Origin of the sequence: Clostridium sp. FP2 (assembly GCF_011065955.2) — a bacterium.
Taxonomy (GTDB): domain Bacteria; phylum Bacillota; class Clostridia; order Clostridiales; family Clostridiaceae; genus Clostridium_AD; species Clostridium_AD tagluense.
This window is the reverse complement of sequence record NZ_JAAMNI020000001.1, coordinates 1,847,890-1,861,950: the sequence shown is the minus strand read 5'-3', so window position 1 is coordinate 1,861,950 and position 14,061 is coordinate 1,847,890. Positions and strand designations below refer to the sequence as shown.

The 14,061-nt window shown below is 31.8% G+C and carries 16 protein-coding genes; 3 read left to right on the top strand and 13 right to left on the bottom strand.

What is annotated here, in order from left to right:
* Positions 1-38: 38 nt before the first annotated feature.
* The 6 genes from G9F71_RS08780 to G9F71_RS08755 form a co-directional block, all read right to left on the bottom strand.
* Positions 39-308 carry a hypothetical protein gene (locus G9F71_RS08780; protein ID WP_164948879.1) on the bottom strand — a complete coding sequence of 90 codons (270 nt, stop codon included), beginning with the start codon at positions 306-308 and terminating at the stop codon, positions 39-41.
* 51 nt (positions 309-359) lie between these two features.
* Positions 360-950 (bottom strand): hypothetical protein, encoded by a 591-nt coding sequence (locus G9F71_RS08775; RefSeq protein ID WP_164948878.1) that lies wholly within the window; start codon positions 948-950, stop codon positions 360-362.
* 70 nt (positions 951-1,020) lie between these two features.
* Positions 1,021-1,602, bottom strand: coding sequence for a hypothetical protein (locus tag G9F71_RS08770; RefSeq protein ID WP_164948877.1), 582 nt, complete (start codon positions 1,600-1,602; stop codon positions 1,021-1,023).
* Positions 1,603-1,666: 64 nt separating this feature from the next.
* Positions 1,667-1,876, bottom strand: coding sequence for a hypothetical protein (locus G9F71_RS08765; protein WP_164948876.1), 210 nt, complete (start codon positions 1,874-1,876; stop codon positions 1,667-1,669).
* 176 nt (positions 1,877-2,052) lie between these two features.
* Entirely contained in the window at positions 2,053-2,991 is a 939-nt protein-coding gene (locus tag G9F71_RS08760; RefSeq protein WP_164948875.1) for a hypothetical protein, read from the bottom strand.
* A 243-nt stretch (positions 2,992-3,234) separates the two neighbouring features.
* Entirely contained in the window at positions 3,235-4,002 is a 768-nt protein-coding gene (locus tag G9F71_RS08755) for an HNH endonuclease (protein ID WP_164948874.1), read from the bottom strand.
* A gap of 296 nt (positions 4,003-4,298) precedes the next feature.
* Between G9F71_RS08755 and G9F71_RS08750 the strand changes: the two genes are divergently transcribed.
* Positions 4,299-5,270: a ParM/StbA family protein gene (locus G9F71_RS08750; protein ID WP_164948873.1), complete on the top strand. Its 972-nt coding sequence runs from the start codon at positions 4,299-4,301 to the stop codon at positions 5,268-5,270.
* Positions 5,260-5,541 (top strand): hypothetical protein, encoded by a 282-nt coding sequence (locus G9F71_RS08745; RefSeq protein WP_164948872.1) that lies wholly within the window; start codon positions 5,260-5,262, stop codon positions 5,539-5,541. Before G9F71_RS08750 ends, G9F71_RS08745 begins: the two co-directional genes overlap by 11 nt.
* Before the next feature lie 25 nt (positions 5,542-5,566).
* Here G9F71_RS08745 and G9F71_RS08740 read toward each other — a convergent pair whose 3' ends face one another.
* The 6 genes from G9F71_RS08740 to G9F71_RS08715 form a co-directional block, all read right to left on the bottom strand.
* Complete coding sequence (locus G9F71_RS08740) at positions 5,567-6,196, bottom strand: hypothetical protein (protein ID WP_164948871.1); 630 nt, start codon at positions 6,194-6,196, stop codon at positions 5,567-5,569.
* A gap of 58 nt (positions 6,197-6,254) precedes the next feature.
* Positions 6,255-7,496 carry an AAA family ATPase gene (locus G9F71_RS08735; protein ID WP_164948870.1) on the bottom strand — a complete coding sequence of 414 codons (1,242 nt, stop codon included), beginning with the start codon at positions 7,494-7,496 and terminating at the stop codon, positions 6,255-6,257.
* A 71-nt stretch (positions 7,497-7,567) separates the two neighbouring features.
* A complete protein-coding gene (locus G9F71_RS08730) occupies positions 7,568-8,548 on the bottom strand; it encodes a hypothetical protein (protein WP_224626266.1) in 981 nt (326 codons plus the stop codon).
* Between the two features lie 67 nt (positions 8,549-8,615).
* Complete coding sequence (locus G9F71_RS08725; protein ID WP_164948868.1) at positions 8,616-9,788, bottom strand: DUF2726 domain-containing protein; 1,173 nt, start codon at positions 9,786-9,788, stop codon at positions 8,616-8,618.
* Between the two features lie 184 nt (positions 9,789-9,972).
* Positions 9,973-10,230: a hypothetical protein gene (locus G9F71_RS08720; protein WP_164948867.1), complete on the bottom strand. Its 258-nt coding sequence runs from the start codon at positions 10,228-10,230 to the stop codon at positions 9,973-9,975.
* A gap of 176 nt (positions 10,231-10,406) precedes the next feature.
* The gene (locus tag G9F71_RS08715; RefSeq protein ID WP_164948866.1) at positions 10,407-10,649 is read right to left on the bottom strand and encodes a hypothetical protein; all 243 of its coding nucleotides are present in this window, start codon (positions 10,647-10,649) and stop codon (positions 10,407-10,409) included.
* A gap of 243 nt (positions 10,650-10,892) precedes the next feature.
* On the opposite strand from G9F71_RS08715, the gene G9F71_RS08710 reads away from it, so the two are divergent.
* Positions 10,893-11,096 carry a helix-turn-helix transcriptional regulator gene (locus tag G9F71_RS08710; protein ID WP_164948865.1) on the top strand — a complete coding sequence of 68 codons (204 nt, stop codon included), beginning with the start codon at positions 10,893-10,895 and terminating at the stop codon, positions 11,094-11,096.
* Positions 11,097-11,272: 176 nt separating this feature from the next.
* Here the strand turns inward: G9F71_RS08710 and G9F71_RS08705 are convergent, their stop codons facing one another.
* Positions 11,273-14,014, bottom strand: coding sequence for a hypothetical protein (locus tag G9F71_RS08705; protein ID WP_164948864.1), 2,742 nt, complete (start codon positions 14,012-14,014; stop codon positions 11,273-11,275).
* Positions 14,015-14,061 lie beyond the last annotated feature (47 nt).

Here is a 14,061-nt window from a genome sequence, read left to right as displayed (position 1 = left end):
GCCTAACGATATCAGTATATTTCTTTATTTCTCCCATTTTAATAATCCTCCAATACTATATTATTTTCTTCCACATATTTCTCATAATCTTTGTCTATTTCTCCTAACTCATACTCTGTTCCACTTCTCGTCTTAGCTGCTCTATTCTTATAATCAAATTTCTCAAGAGTAGATGTACTTACCGGGTCTCCATCATTAAAACTTGGATGGCCATAAACATTTCCATGAAGTCTTTTAATCATTAATTCTGGAGCCATGAATTCATTTTGATAATCTGTTGTTACTGACCAGTTTTCTAATCTTGGCATTTAATATTCCTCCCTCTATTTAAAGTCATATAGAACCTTCTTTTTATATCTCTAATTATTGATTTCTTGATACTCTTTTAATAACTCAGCCATATCTGGATCCTCCTTAGCCAATATAGAGAATACTGCAATGTCCTCAAGTTTCTTCCTTCTCTTCTCCATTTTTGCTTTGATATCTTTTTTCTTAGCTTCAAGCTCCATTCTTTTAGTGTGAGCAGCCATATCAACTTTACCTATAATCCATTTTGTCGCTAACGAAGAGACTTCTTCTTCTAATCTTGTAACTATAGCAACTGTTACTCCTACTGCGGTATCACAAACAACCATATCTCCTGTTTCTAAATCTAAATCTGTCATGAAGTGATATTGCTTTGATGTATTTGGAAATTTAACTACTGCGTTTTTCATAATATTATTCCTTCTTTCATCCTTATTAGTCCACTCATAGACTTTAATCTTACCATCTCTAATACTTGCACAACTTTTACTAAAACCGTGGTTATTGTAACAATGAAAGTAGTTACCACCTCCGTACTCAAAAATTCCATCCTTAACAACTGAATTAGTAGATTCTATATAGTATTCTTTTGCTACTCCTCCTAAACTGCATACCTCTTTAACACTTAATAATTTACCCTTCATAATACGTTCCTCCTTTAATTTATAATATTATTGTTTAATTGTTTAATATAAAATTCTTCTTTTAATAGAGCTAAATCCATCTATTTGCGCTTTCATATGTCTCATATAAAGAGGGACGTTTATCCAAATCCTCAAATTTACTATTTTTGTAGTAACCAGTCTCTTTTATAAAACATTTGAAAGACCCATCATTCTTAACTCTTGATTTTATCTCTGCGGCATATTTCTTGCCTTCAATATTTAAAACTATGAATTTCTTTGTCTTTGACTCTAATTTAAATCTATTAAAGTAATAGTAATCCCAGTCGAACTTTCCATCTTTGCCTATCCTTCCGATTCCATAATATTCGCTGCTTTTCTTAAGCATACTTTTCTTGTCAGTTCCACCCATAACAGCATAGCAAAAACCAAAACAATTACAATCTACTACGTCATCACATTCAGGAGCTAGTCTACATCCGCCACAACATCTATTATCTTTGAATGTTGGACATTGTGGCTTATCAAATGGAATCTTATACTTGTCATTTTTATACCTATTTCTGGTCTCTAAATGGGTGCATATATAGATTGCTTTAGTATCTTCTGTTAAACCATGTTTCTTGTCATAGCTTAATATTAAGCTCCTTATAACTTTTACTATTTTATTCATATTTCTTTCTCCTTTCTACCTTTTAAAAGCCCTCTTCTATGATAGATTTTTATATTATAAACAGCTAATGTTTATCAGTCCATCCCAAGGAGTATGCACCCGTACTATATTTCTCCCAGCATTCTTTTCTAATGCTTTCCAAAATAATTTCTAACTCTTCTTTTGTATGCTCTTTTCTAATACCTTTTTTTACTCTGCCTTCATAAAGAAAATTATTTAGTTCATTCCCAATTGACTCGTACCCTTCAACCATATCTCGAATGTCACTACTCATAATTTGATTTCCTCCTCAATATTATTATTTAATTACCATATTTATATATTATAACAGTATTGTTCTATTGTCAACTTAAATGTTAAAATAAAAAAATTTATTATAGTAATCTAAAATCTACACTAAGCCTTCCCAAATTACTATAATAAACTTACTAAAAATATTAAAGAAGCAGCCTATTTATCAAAGGCCATCATCGTAACTAAAGAATGAACTGCATTGAATAATCTCAAGCAATCTTCTGCTTTCCACTCTGTATTTGTTCTTCCATGCAAGATCCAATGCCTATTTAAAATAGTAGGTTCATCTTTATCAAAATGAGATTTCTCGTACAGTGAACTTATAAAATTAAAAAATGATATCCATACTAAATGAGTGATTATTTTATTCTCTTTCTCAGTTAAATCCATGTTTGTCCTACATACTTTCATCATTCTAATATCTGTTTTGTCATCACCAAAACTTGACAAAACCCCTTCAAGAACAGGAATTAGTACAGTAACACACAGTAAGTATTTTCCTTCCACATAAGCATCTATCGCATTATTAAACAATTCTTTTTGATTTTTTCCAATAGAACTAGCGTTAACATGTTTTGTAATTAATTTAATTTTTGGGGTGTTATAGTAATCTAAGAATAAGTCATCATATACCTTGATATTTTTATCAACACCTCTTAGTTTGTCCAACTCTCCTAATCCCATGTTCATCGGTATTGTCCAACCATTCTTACCAATGTCTCCCGCTATGCTTTTGTATTCTTCATTAATGGTATCGAGACCAGACTTGATTGGCTCACTTGCTGCGCCTTCAAGCTCATGATAAGGTAAGTCTCTATTATTTTTCATAATGTTTTTTAATAACTCCATTGTTCTCTCTTCCCTTTTGTCTTTAGGCAGTTTATTTATTTTATCTGTCACTTTTCCAGTAACTATAGATTGAAAGCTATCATATACTACTTTGAGTTCTTCTTCGGACTTATTAAACTCAACTGACGCTTTCTTAAATACTTCTACGTCATGAGTTGAAGGGTGATATCCATCATCTTTTCTGCTTAATTCCTCGTATAAATTTTCTATAAACTCATATATCCTACCTTCTTCAAAATTTGCCATTTTACTTCCTCCTTTTATAGTTTATTATTTAATATGTAACTCTAAATTGACTTAGTATAGTTTGCCAATTTTATTGTACCATAAATTAACTATTTTCTTCTAAATATATAATTACTGTTTGCTCCATCTATAAACTTTTAAAATAGTCATTTTAGGATATAGCCAATATACCCTTTTTTTTAAATGAAAAGTAAAAACACCGTAAAATTCCGACGAATATTACGGTATCTAAAATAATTATACTTATATATCTTCAATTTCATGTAATCCCTTATTATGATTAGTCTTTAGCATTATTGTGCTAGGAGAACCTTGAATGATATACATTTTACCATCCTTTATGTACATTCCTGATTCGATATCTTCCTTGCTTGCAAACACTATTTCGGCTTTTTTATAGCTATATTTATCACATCTTAAGTGACCTAAGTTAAGTTTCCCCCCTGAATTTAAGTCATTAATTATGCTTCTTGCGTCAATGAATGTTGTTTTATAATCTGTGCCATATTTGAAATATATTACACTTAAAGGTGTCACTATATCATTTTCTACAATATCAATATGTTTATTAAATATAACTGATATTTGAAATTCTTTTGTATTAAAGTCACGTGTTATGTTAATAGCAAATTTTCTAATTGATTCTTTTCTTTCTATATCATATGTTTGTCCCTTTGCTACATTTTCTTTTCTTGGTATTGTTACTAAATTTTCATACGTACATTCATAACCATTATTGTCCATGTGGTCAATAACATAACCTTGCTTGTACGCTTCCGTAACATAATCTTCTCCATAAAAATGAGCAACAACCAATCGATGTAGTGACCCATACTTTTTTGAAACAATATACTCTTTTCCGCCACTATCTTTAGTTAAAGTCCATGTAACAGATGATATCTTGTCAAATAGCTCTTTATCATATGTCGCGAATGCAATTTTTTTATAACTAGACCTAATTATTTCTATTTTATCACCACGTATTGCTACCTTCTGATCCGCCTTTGGCATAATTTTCTCCTTTAAAAAACTTATTATTAATCTAGGACATTATACCATATCAGAAATAACATTGTTAATATACTGTTATTCAGTTTTCAAAGAATGATTTTTTATTTAATTAATTCTATTGATTTTCAATTTCATATTTTTTCATACTATTTCATATTAAATATATTTACTTCTCCCAAATATTATGCTAAAATCAAATTACAATATGAAAATTTTCATATCCTTTCATACTGAGCACATAATTTCATTTCAAAAAAATTCATATCAATATGAAAAATATAGGGGGGGTTGTATTAATGCAAATCAAAGAAATATTTAAAGCTAACAAACCAAAAGTAATAGTAGGTGTAGATAATGGGTACTACGGAACTAAAATATCTACAAAAGATAAGTCTATATATTTACGTAGCAAGTATGAAAAATCTAATGATATTTTGAACAAAGATAATACTTATTTATTGCACTACAATAATACTGATTATATTGTAGGCGCCGGTGCAGAACTTTCCAGTATAGATTATGATAAGACCGCGGATGAAATGTATAAGATAATCACTTACGCAGGGCTATCTATCCTCTCTGACTTTGTAGGTACAGACTTTTATCTTGTAGGCTCCTATCCTCTTTCTATTTATAACCAGAATAAAGATCATTTTGCTTCATACTTAAAGGGTACTGGAGTATTCGAGACGAAGCTTAATGAAGAGCCTAAGAAGTTTAATATAGTCAAATCTATAACATTTCCTCAAGGTGTTTCTCATGCTTACAATCAACCTAAGTTGTTCCAAAATCAAATGAGGGGAATATTAGACTTCGGAGGACTTACAATTAATTGCTGTGTTTTGTCTGACATGAACATCGTTCCTGGAACTGGGTTTACTGAAAACTTAGGAAGTATAATCCTTGAGAATGAGATTAAAAAGAAATTGGATACAAAGTTTAATCTAAATATCAAAGATTATGAACTCCCTAGTATTATTAAAAATGGTATAAAAGTTAATGGTGTTCTCATGACTACTTCCTGTGATATAATTAAATCAACCATTAACGAGCATATGAACAAGATTAAAAAGGCTATGAGGTCAAACAATTGGAATGTTGAGTCACTTGATTTGTTTGCAACCGGAGGAAGCAGTTTGGATTATTCTTCTCAATTAAAATCCACATTCCCTCAGATTGCTATTTCTGATGACTGCATAAATGATGGTTCTAAAGGCTTACTCGTTGTTGGTAATTTAATATATGGGGACGATGTAAATGGGAAATAACACCACAAGAGAAACATTTGATTTTAAACAATATCCTGATGTCTGGGAATATTTGAATAAGCAACCCAATAAGACTAAATATCTAGTGGATCTTATTAGAGAAGACATTAATGATGATTCTTCTAAAATAGATAAGGAAGTTATGTTTGCAATTATTGAAGAGTATCTTCAAACAAGGGGTGTTCTTATTTTAGATAAGCCAAATGAGATTATAGATGATAATAAACTCAAAGCTTCTGCTCTAAAAGTTCTCAATATGGATAATATTTAACAGGAGAGATTCCCTCCTGTTTTTTTCACTTTACAATCTTTCCTTGAACCTTAACCTTACCCATTCTCTGAACTCTTTTGAAGTATTCATTGTCGCTCTCTCCACCCTCTCTAGGCACATAAACATCTAGCCTATGAGATACGTCAAAGTTACTGCCACCCACATCTAAGACCTCTACAGTACCCCATCCTTCAAGCTTAATCTTAGTTCCATAAGGCAATTTATTATTTGCTACCATTCCGTCATAAAGCTTAATTCCACGACAATTAATTCCTCCAGCACTACTATTCTCACTTGTTAGATTTGTGTAGAATGTTAATGTAAAAACCATATTGTATTCTACTTCTCCACCTCTACTGGCAGTAACCTTATTTTCTTTTAACTTCTTGGCCTTTATCATTTTGATTTTATTATCCTCAATTAACTTCTTAGCCTTAACAATCTTATCTGCTTCAATTTTCTTCTTACTAATATCCACAATCTTCATGAATTTCTCAAAGTTAGCAATTTTGATTATCTTTACTTCCTTGACCTCATATCTTAACTTATCTGCATTAAAATCTTTATTATTTAGATTAGAATTTATACCTATTACAGCACTCCATATCCCACAGAGGAGGCATAATTTAACCATCATCTCCTTATTCCTATTCATAATTTACATCTCCTTTTGAGAAAAGTCCTCCAGATTTAACTAGAGGACTTATTTTATATTATTTATATTCTTGCAATATTTTCTTTGCTACTTCAACATCTGTTATTTTGTTAGGATCTGTAACTCCATTATTAGTTAATACTTTCATAATATCTACAACTGCAACTTTTTGTGCTTGTTTTTGTTTAATTGTAGACAATATCATCTTTATCAATGTCTTTAAATCGTATTCCGGTTCAGTAGGCTCAGCTGCTTCTGTACTTCCCCATGATGAATTATCGACTGGAGCGTCTTCTTTTACTTCAGCTTTGACTTTTGAAGCTTTTGTCTCTGTCTTAGCTTCTACTTTTGGTTGAGTCACTGGTGGAGCAGTCAAGTATGAATTTTTTACGCCTATATCAAAGGCCTCAATATAATTCGCTGAACTTAATTCCATACTGTCCGGCATACCTGTAAATCTTGAACCACAATCAACGATTCCGTCATCTCTAAAATGTAACATTCTTTGAGTTCCAGTGATTTTACCTTCTACTATTATTTTATCTATTGAAATGGTACACACAACCTGAGCGGTGTCTCCAAATATGGCATCAAGATCTGAATTTAAAGAAGTTGTTAATTGAGAATATTCAGCTCCTGACATTTCATCAGTTTTATCTTTGTATTTTGTATGGCCTAATACCATTGGGCATAACCCTATTTGTTTAAGTCTTGTTGTTTGGTCTTGTATAAGTTTAGCAAGTCTCTTTTTCCCTTCGCCGTAGCCACCCCACGCTGCATTAATTGACTTACATGGCTTTCCTGTTTCCATCATGCTCAATCTAATTACTTCTACTGTTGCTACTTCTATCATTTTGTCGATTGTATCATAAGCTATAAATTCAATCCCAATTTCGTCATTATTCAATACTAGATCATCAACCAATTGTACAAATCCTCTTTGTTTTCCGAATTTTTCTATGAATTGATTTGTTTGTTTTTCTGCCTTCACATAAATTTCATCAGTAGTCATGCTATCCATTTGAGTTTCCTCTAACTTTTCTACAAATTGATCCATTATCTTTTGTACATAATCTGCTTCTGTGATATCCCAGTAAGTGAACTCTTCATATTGAAGTCTATCTAGTGACTTAAATCCATCTTCGTCTCCGAATGAACACAGTAGACCTTTAGATTCATCTCCATACTCCTGTAGTACCAAATCTCTGAACAGTGTAGTCTTACCAACTTTTTTTACCCCTCTAACGTAATGAACGTAATCTGATAGGTTTCTTAATATTACATTTTTCTTTATAGCCATTTTTAATATTCCTCCTCGATTTTTATAACATTATTGTTTAATTGTCAAGGACTAATTAAAGCCCTCGTATTTTAGCCTAATGGGAAAGGTAATACTCCTTCTTCAACTTTATCTTCGGGCTTATCTGCTGGAACGTTTATTTTTCCTGCGAATGTAGCATCCACTTGAGATTCTACGAAATCAATTTCTTTATATCTTTTCTTGATTAAAGAAGAACCATCTGCACCAGTGATTTCAAAGCACTTTTTAAAACCATCATTTACATCTTCACTTGTACCCCAGCCTGTACTAACTTCTTTCTTTAATTGTCTATTATGGACTATTCCATTAACTCTTATAGAGTCTCCGAACTTCAACGATTTAAGGTTTCTGTAGAAGCTTTGATCCATAGTTGTTATATTTATTTCAAAAGTAGCTGTGTTGAATTTGCCTGCATATCCTACGATGTAACAGAATAAATATCCTTTACCTATTTTAGTGTCCTCAGAGAAGTCTCTAACCACAATATCTTGTGCAAAAGTACTTTCTTCTTTAAAGTCCTCTGCATTAAAATTTATTGGTTCAGTTACTGGATATACATATTTAATAGTATTTGAGATTTGTTCTTCTGAAACTCCAGACTTTGGATTATCATAAACAGAGAATTTAGGTTCTCCTACAATAACAACTTCTGAACCATCCTTAAGCTCTTTGTTTAACTTCTCTGCTAAATCATATTCAGGAATCATTAACTCATAATCCCCAGGAAGCTTATTATTCCTCTTTGCCCATTCTATCTTCATAGATTTTTTTTCTTTCTTGCTATAAGCATAAGCAAACTCTTTTGGACTTCCTATAATCTCAATAACTGGTTTGTTATCATTACTTGTAGATAAGAAGAACTTTAGTGATCTGTAGGGGTTCTTTGCAGGATTACCGTCTTTTGCAGCCTTTGCAGGTGAATCTACATATCCAAAACCCTTCTTAGCGACGTCCTTGCCGCATACAATTCCCCTGAATTTTTCTGATCCTTTGCTTTGTGTAAGATTTCCTGTATAAGTTGTATTTGCCATTTTTAATATTCCTTCTTTCATTTATATGTACAAAGTACAAAGCCCTTTGTCATGGCAATAGTATTGTTTAGTTGTTAAGTATAGCATTTAATATTTTGTCTACATTTTCAAATTCCCAATAAGGTATTAATAATAATTTTATATGATTGTCCTCACAATACTTCGCTTTAATATTGTCTCTAAACTGAATATTTTCTAAACTCTCTCTTCCACTATCCCAGCCTTTGTAATGCTGCTTCCCCTGATATTCAATTAGACAATTAATACTTTCATCTTTATCAAATACTGCGAAATCAAATGGTAAAGGTCTAATATTTTTACAATCTTTAATCCTATATTGTTCTTTGAAAATAAAGTGCCTCTCCTTAAGAAATTCTCTAACTCTCTTTTCTCCTTTTGAAGCTTTACACTTTGGACATCGCTGCCCAGCTATAAAACTTGATGGTGTCATAAGAAAATCGGGACTTTTGCATTTAGGAGAATTATGTCTTAACTTAATTTTCTCAGAATTTCTTACGTATTCTCCTAATACCTTATATTCATTTCCTGCTAATTTAAAAACTTCCTCTTTGAACTCTTCTGTCGTCTTTGCATAGCTCCTGTGCTGGCATTTAGGACATCTGTCGCCTCTCAGGAATGATATCGTTCTTACTGAATATTCGTTTCCACAAAGACTATGCTTCATTAAGATAGGATTATCTGCTTTCGTATATTCTCCTAAAACTTCATATTCATTTCCCACAATATCAAATATCTCTTTTTTTAAATCATCCGTTGTTCTACTACAAGTGTAACCAAAACATTTTGGGCATCTTGATTCTTTATTTAAAAAGCTACCTGGCGTTGTTTTGAATTCATGCTTACAATTAATAGTATTATGTTTTATTAAAATCTTTTTATTTACACCGGTATACTCGCTCATCACAAGATATTCCTCTCCTACTAGCTCATATACTTCTTGTTTAAATTCATCAGTCGTTTTTCTGTTTTTACCTCCTCTGTCTTCGCAAATATGAAATTCCCGTTTGCTGACAACTTCATTAGCTTCTGGACTCCAATCTCTATCACAGGCATTACAATGTATTCTAATTTTATCTGAACTTGTTTTATATTTACCTAAGACAGTTATCTTACTTCCAAATTTTTCTTCTACTTCAAGGACAAATTCGTCATGAGTTTTCTTTTTGTTCTTTCTACATAGTGGACAGCCTTGTCCGGATAGTAGATGACCTGGTCTCATCTCGAATTCATGGCCACAGTCATTTGCTCTAATAAGCAGCTTTACATTAGTTTTTTCATACTGGCCAAGTACAGTAAACTTCCCATTGAATTTCTCTTCGACTTCCTTGCAAAATTCTTCTTGTGTTTTTCTTACTGAGTAGACTCCGATAGTAAATATTCTCCTTTCTGCCCTTAATATTTAACTAAGACATTATCTTAGAAATTTTCTCTATTATATCTGCATTACTTTTGATCTTACCTCTAGCACTTACTGCCATTGCTGCATGTTCATCAATTATCGCATCTGAGTTAGCTGCTAGACTCTCTAGCTTTTCATTGGCACTAATTAAATCTTTTACCATTCCTCCGAAAACACTAACTGCATTATCTGAGATTGTTTGAAGCTTCTTTAATTCCACCTGAGCATTGTAACCTGTTGTTTTCAAAAATGATTTAACCATTAATAATTCCTCCTTCAATCCTTTTAAAATTTAACTTTTATAACATTATTGTTTAATTGTTCTAGATTCAATTAAACGGTGAATCTCTCCCTTTAAACAAATAACCAGCTCCTTATATTTTAATTTCTTTTTTTTCTACTGCCATACACCTAGCGATATGGCTCGCTGTCAAGCAACTATAAATTAGCAATTGTTATTTCACTAAAGATCCAACCATAGATTTCTTTATACCAGTTAGCATTGTCCACTGTTGTCGTATAAGCGTTACCTATTTTTTGAATCGTCGTCTCAATGCCTAAGTCTACTTGTCCAAGTACTTCTTCTAGTTTGCCTAAAGCTTTCTTTACACTAGTATCTATTCCTCCATTTAAAACTATTTTCTCATGAGTCCCTTCAATGTCTAAAATACGTAATTCCATAATTAATTCCCCCATTGTCTATTTATTTTGTTTATAATACTTAATGTTTTACTCCATTTTTGATTATACATTATTCTTTGTTAATATTTTGTCATAACTGGTATATTTTTTAATTTAATTTAAGTTATCCTGTTCGCTTATAGCTAACTTTGCGTATCTTTTGTCGATTAAACTGGTTACCAATATTTACATTTGTTTTTTTGTAGAAATATGAGTTATAATGCAAATAAAAGGGTGGTTTGTATGAAATATCTTGAGTGTAGGTTAATAGCAAATTTAACTCAGCAAGAGCTGGCAGATAAGATTGGAGTCTCAAAGACCCATATATGCGATATCGAAAATGGTAAAAGAAATCCTAGTGTTAGAATACTACTTCATTTAGCTGTTATCCTTAGTACCTGTCCTTGCACCCTTTTAGGCTGTAGATGTGACCACCTTCAACAATAAAGTCAATTCCTTTATCTAAGAGTATCTGAAATGTATTCTTCCACACTTTTTACATTTGCATCTTGAACCGTGATTTAATTCAAGAAGATTGGACTCTTTGCAATCTGTGAATGTGTGGAAGATAAACCATAACAAACTTTTCATAATTTACCCTCCGTAATATTATTGTTTAGTTGTTATAACGCTGAATAAACAAATCCTTCTTTAAAAGCTTCCTTGAATCCAAGACTTTCGTGCAGCATACCCGTTTTAATACTTCTGAACATTAATACATCATCTTCTAAGAAATATTTGAAAATATTATTTACTATGATTTCCTTTCCTTCTTTAACCATTTTCTTTGCCTGGAAATTATCTATAGCTTGTACAGTTACAAATTGAGCTGGAATAACATCTTCTTTAATTATAGATGGTTCAAGTTTTGAAAAAGATTCTATTTTTAATGTTCCATGTAAATTAGATCCACCACCATACCCTGAACTTTTCTTAATCTCTCCTGTTAATATTTTATATTTTAAAATACTATCTTCTATAAAGTAAATCCAGCCCTCATAATCTTTGATTTCTCCACCATCTTCAAGTATTTTAATTGCCTCATCTCTAGTAACTTCATCTCCAATTTTAAACTCAGGCTCACTATCATCTACTAAAACAAGTTTTTTATAAGCGTTTCCTTTTCTTGCATTAACATATGTTTCTCTTGAGTTTACTTTAAGTGACTCAAATTCTTTTATTGTTTTTGGTAATTCTTCAACATAATTTGTTGTCCAACATCCCCATAATTCTTGATCTTTTATTTTATTAATTTTACATATACCAAACTTTCCAGAGCTTGTTTCTTTATAGTAGATATAATCCCCTTTTTTAAATTCTACTTCTGCTACGGTCACTGTGACTTCATCCTCAGCCTTTTCTTTAACTTTTTCTAACATACTAGGGCTCCATGACCATTCATCATTATCTACGTCTATTTCAAATCTATTAGGATTACCTCTTCTTAATGCAACGATTTTAGCCTCTTTCCCTGCAAAGCCATTCATTTCTTCATCAAAATAACACCCGCCATCATACGAATTACCTGGAACTAAATCTGTTCTAATTTTTATTGAGTCTCCTACTTTGAGAATCAATGGTTCTTCTGCCTTAACGACTTCTTTTTTTTCTTTATTATAAAGTGTAACATCCGTTGGTAAGTAGTAATTTCCGCTATATCCATTCTTACTAGAATTAAGTTTTAAAACTTGTTCACCTACAGGAGTTCTGTATTTAGTTGTAACATATAAGTATGGTTGTCCTAGTTTTTTAGCCTCTTTCCAATTGCTTTCTTTTTCAAAATGTCCTTCGTAACCCCTTGCTGTTTTTGCATGAGGGACAACTTTGTCTCCGATTTTAAAATCAGCTATTGTAAGAATACAAGCCTTTCCCTCTTTTAAAATTGGCTTTTTAAGAGAAGGAGCTTCTGTATATAGTTCTAAATCCTCTAAGTGAAAGAAATCTCCTATTCCATCAATATCTTCGCTGAGTACGTAAATGTCTTTTCCACTACAATATTCTTTATCTATTCTTACTAAAAACAGATGGTCTTGATCCCTTCTTTTGGCTATATTCATAACGGCTGAAGTTCTACCAATTTCACCTTGCTTAGTTGTAGGAATCTTTACCTTGCAGCCTACTTCAAATTTAACTGAAGAAGCTTCGACCAATTCAAAGTATTCTGGTTCTACAATATATTCTTCTCCTACCCAGTCAATCTCTTTATGCTCTAACACTTTGACTTTTATACTTCCTCCTGGCAAATACTTTACTACTTCACCCTTTGTCATTTTCTTATTGGTTACATAATATTTATCATCAATACCTTTAATAATATCACCAACTTTAAAATTTTCAGCGGCTCTGACTACTTCTGTTTTGTTAACTATGTCCTTAGCAGAAGATATTTTTTTACTAGTCAACCCATAACTCCCAACAACTTTCTGAACTTCTCCTACTAAATCTATATCCATTGCTTTACCTAGAGCAGCTACAATTCCAAACCCTTTGCTATACGTATCCTTGTAATACAACTTGGCTACGCCTTGTCTACCATCTTCAATCTTTACTGTAGTAGTTGTGCCGGTAGTAATAATTTCAAATTTAGGATTGTCTGCAATTAATTCTAACTCTTCAGCTTTTGCATACCAGTAATTATTATCTTTATCCATTCTAATTTTATATGAATTAGCCTTCTCTATATTTTCTATAATTGCAGTATCTCCTACATCCACGTTTCCAACAATATCGAGAATTTTTGATTTGTTAGCAACCTTTACTTTATCTCCAATTTTTAAATCTTTTACCACAATACCATCCTCCTTAATATTATCCTTTAGTTGTTCTGACGGCTTAGAATCTGTAGATGCAATTTCTTCTTCAACTTCAATAACAGTTATGCTACCGTATTTATCTCCAGTCTTTAATGACTCATATTCTTTAACAAGTTTAACTTCCCAAGCTTCAATTTCTCCAGTAATTGGTTTACAACGACACTGTATCCCCATTACAAAGAATCCATAATCATCTGTTTTTACAATGAATCCCTTTCCTCCGCTCATACCATTTTTATTTTTTTCTACCACATCACCAACATACAATTTGGTTCCATCTACATCTTTAAAAGGAGACTCTTCCCCAACTGTACCATACTCAGTGTCTCTATCTCTTAATACTTTTTTTAATCCTTTAATCGCTTCCAAATTACAAGGCTGACACACATAAGTTTTACCAAATTCATCCTTAATCTTATAACTTTCTGGAGAATAAGCATTTCTTATCACTGTAACAATTTTACCTTCGATGCCTATTATGTCCTTGCACCAACCAAACTTGCTTTCTCTGTTCTTAACTACTCTGTAACTTGTACCCATTTCGATTTTCATTAATATATTCCTCCTCGTTACTGTTTTATTGCTTCGATATTTATATA

Excerpts from the sequence above, each read along its gene's own strand:
- G9F71_RS08755 (WP_164948874.1), bottom strand. The coding sequence starts at position 4,002 with ATGCCAAAGGCGGATCAGAAGGTAGCAATACGTGGTGATAAAATAGAA.
- G9F71_RS08770 (WP_164948877.1), bottom strand. The coding sequence starts at position 1,602 with ATGAATAAAATAGTAAAAGTTATAAGGAGCTTAATATTAAGCTATGAC.
- G9F71_RS08750 (WP_164948873.1), top strand. The coding sequence starts at position 4,299 with ATGCAAATCAAAGAAATATTTAAAGCTAACAAACCAAAAGTAATAGTA.
- G9F71_RS08780 (WP_164948879.1), bottom strand. The coding sequence starts at position 308 with ATGCCAAGATTAGAAAACTGGTCAGTAACAACAGATTATCAAAATGAA.
- G9F71_RS08760 (WP_164948875.1), bottom strand. The coding sequence starts at position 2,991 with ATGGCAAATTTTGAAGAAGGTAGGATATATGAGTTTATAGAAAATTTA.
- G9F71_RS08740 (WP_164948871.1), bottom strand. The coding sequence starts at position 6,196 with ATGAATAGGAATAAGGAGATGATGGTTAAATTATGCCTCCTCTGTGGG.
- G9F71_RS08725 (WP_164948868.1), bottom strand. The coding sequence starts at position 9,788 with ATGAGACCAGGTCATCTACTATCCGGACAAGGCTGTCCACTATGTAGA.
- G9F71_RS08705 (WP_164948864.1), bottom strand. The coding sequence starts at position 14,014 with ATGAAAATCGAAATGGGTACAAGTTACAGAGTAGTTAAGAACAGAGAA.
- G9F71_RS08765 (WP_164948876.1), bottom strand. The coding sequence starts at position 1,876 with ATGAGTAGTGACATTCGAGATATGGTTGAAGGGTACGAGTCAATTGGG.
- G9F71_RS08730 (WP_224626266.1), bottom strand. The coding sequence starts at position 8,548 with ATGGCAAATACAACTTATACAGGAAATCTTACACAAAGCAAAGGATCA.
- G9F71_RS08745 (WP_164948872.1), top strand. The coding sequence starts at position 5,260 with ATGGGAAATAACACCACAAGAGAAACATTTGATTTTAAACAATATCCT.
- G9F71_RS08720 (WP_164948867.1), bottom strand. The coding sequence starts at position 10,230 with ATGGTTAAATCATTTTTGAAAACAACAGGTTACAATGCTCAGGTGGAA.
- G9F71_RS08715 (WP_164948866.1), bottom strand. The coding sequence starts at position 10,649 with ATGGAATTACGTATTTTAGACATTGAAGGGACTCATGAGAAAATAGTT.
- G9F71_RS08775 (WP_164948878.1), bottom strand. The coding sequence starts at position 950 with ATGAAGGGTAAATTATTAAGTGTTAAAGAGGTATGCAGTTTAGGAGGA.
- G9F71_RS08710 (WP_164948865.1), top strand. The coding sequence starts at position 10,893 with ATGAAATATCTTGAGTGTAGGTTAATAGCAAATTTAACTCAGCAAGAG.
- G9F71_RS08735 (WP_164948870.1), bottom strand. The coding sequence starts at position 7,496 with ATGGCTATAAAGAAAAATGTAATATTAAGAAACCTATCAGATTACGTT.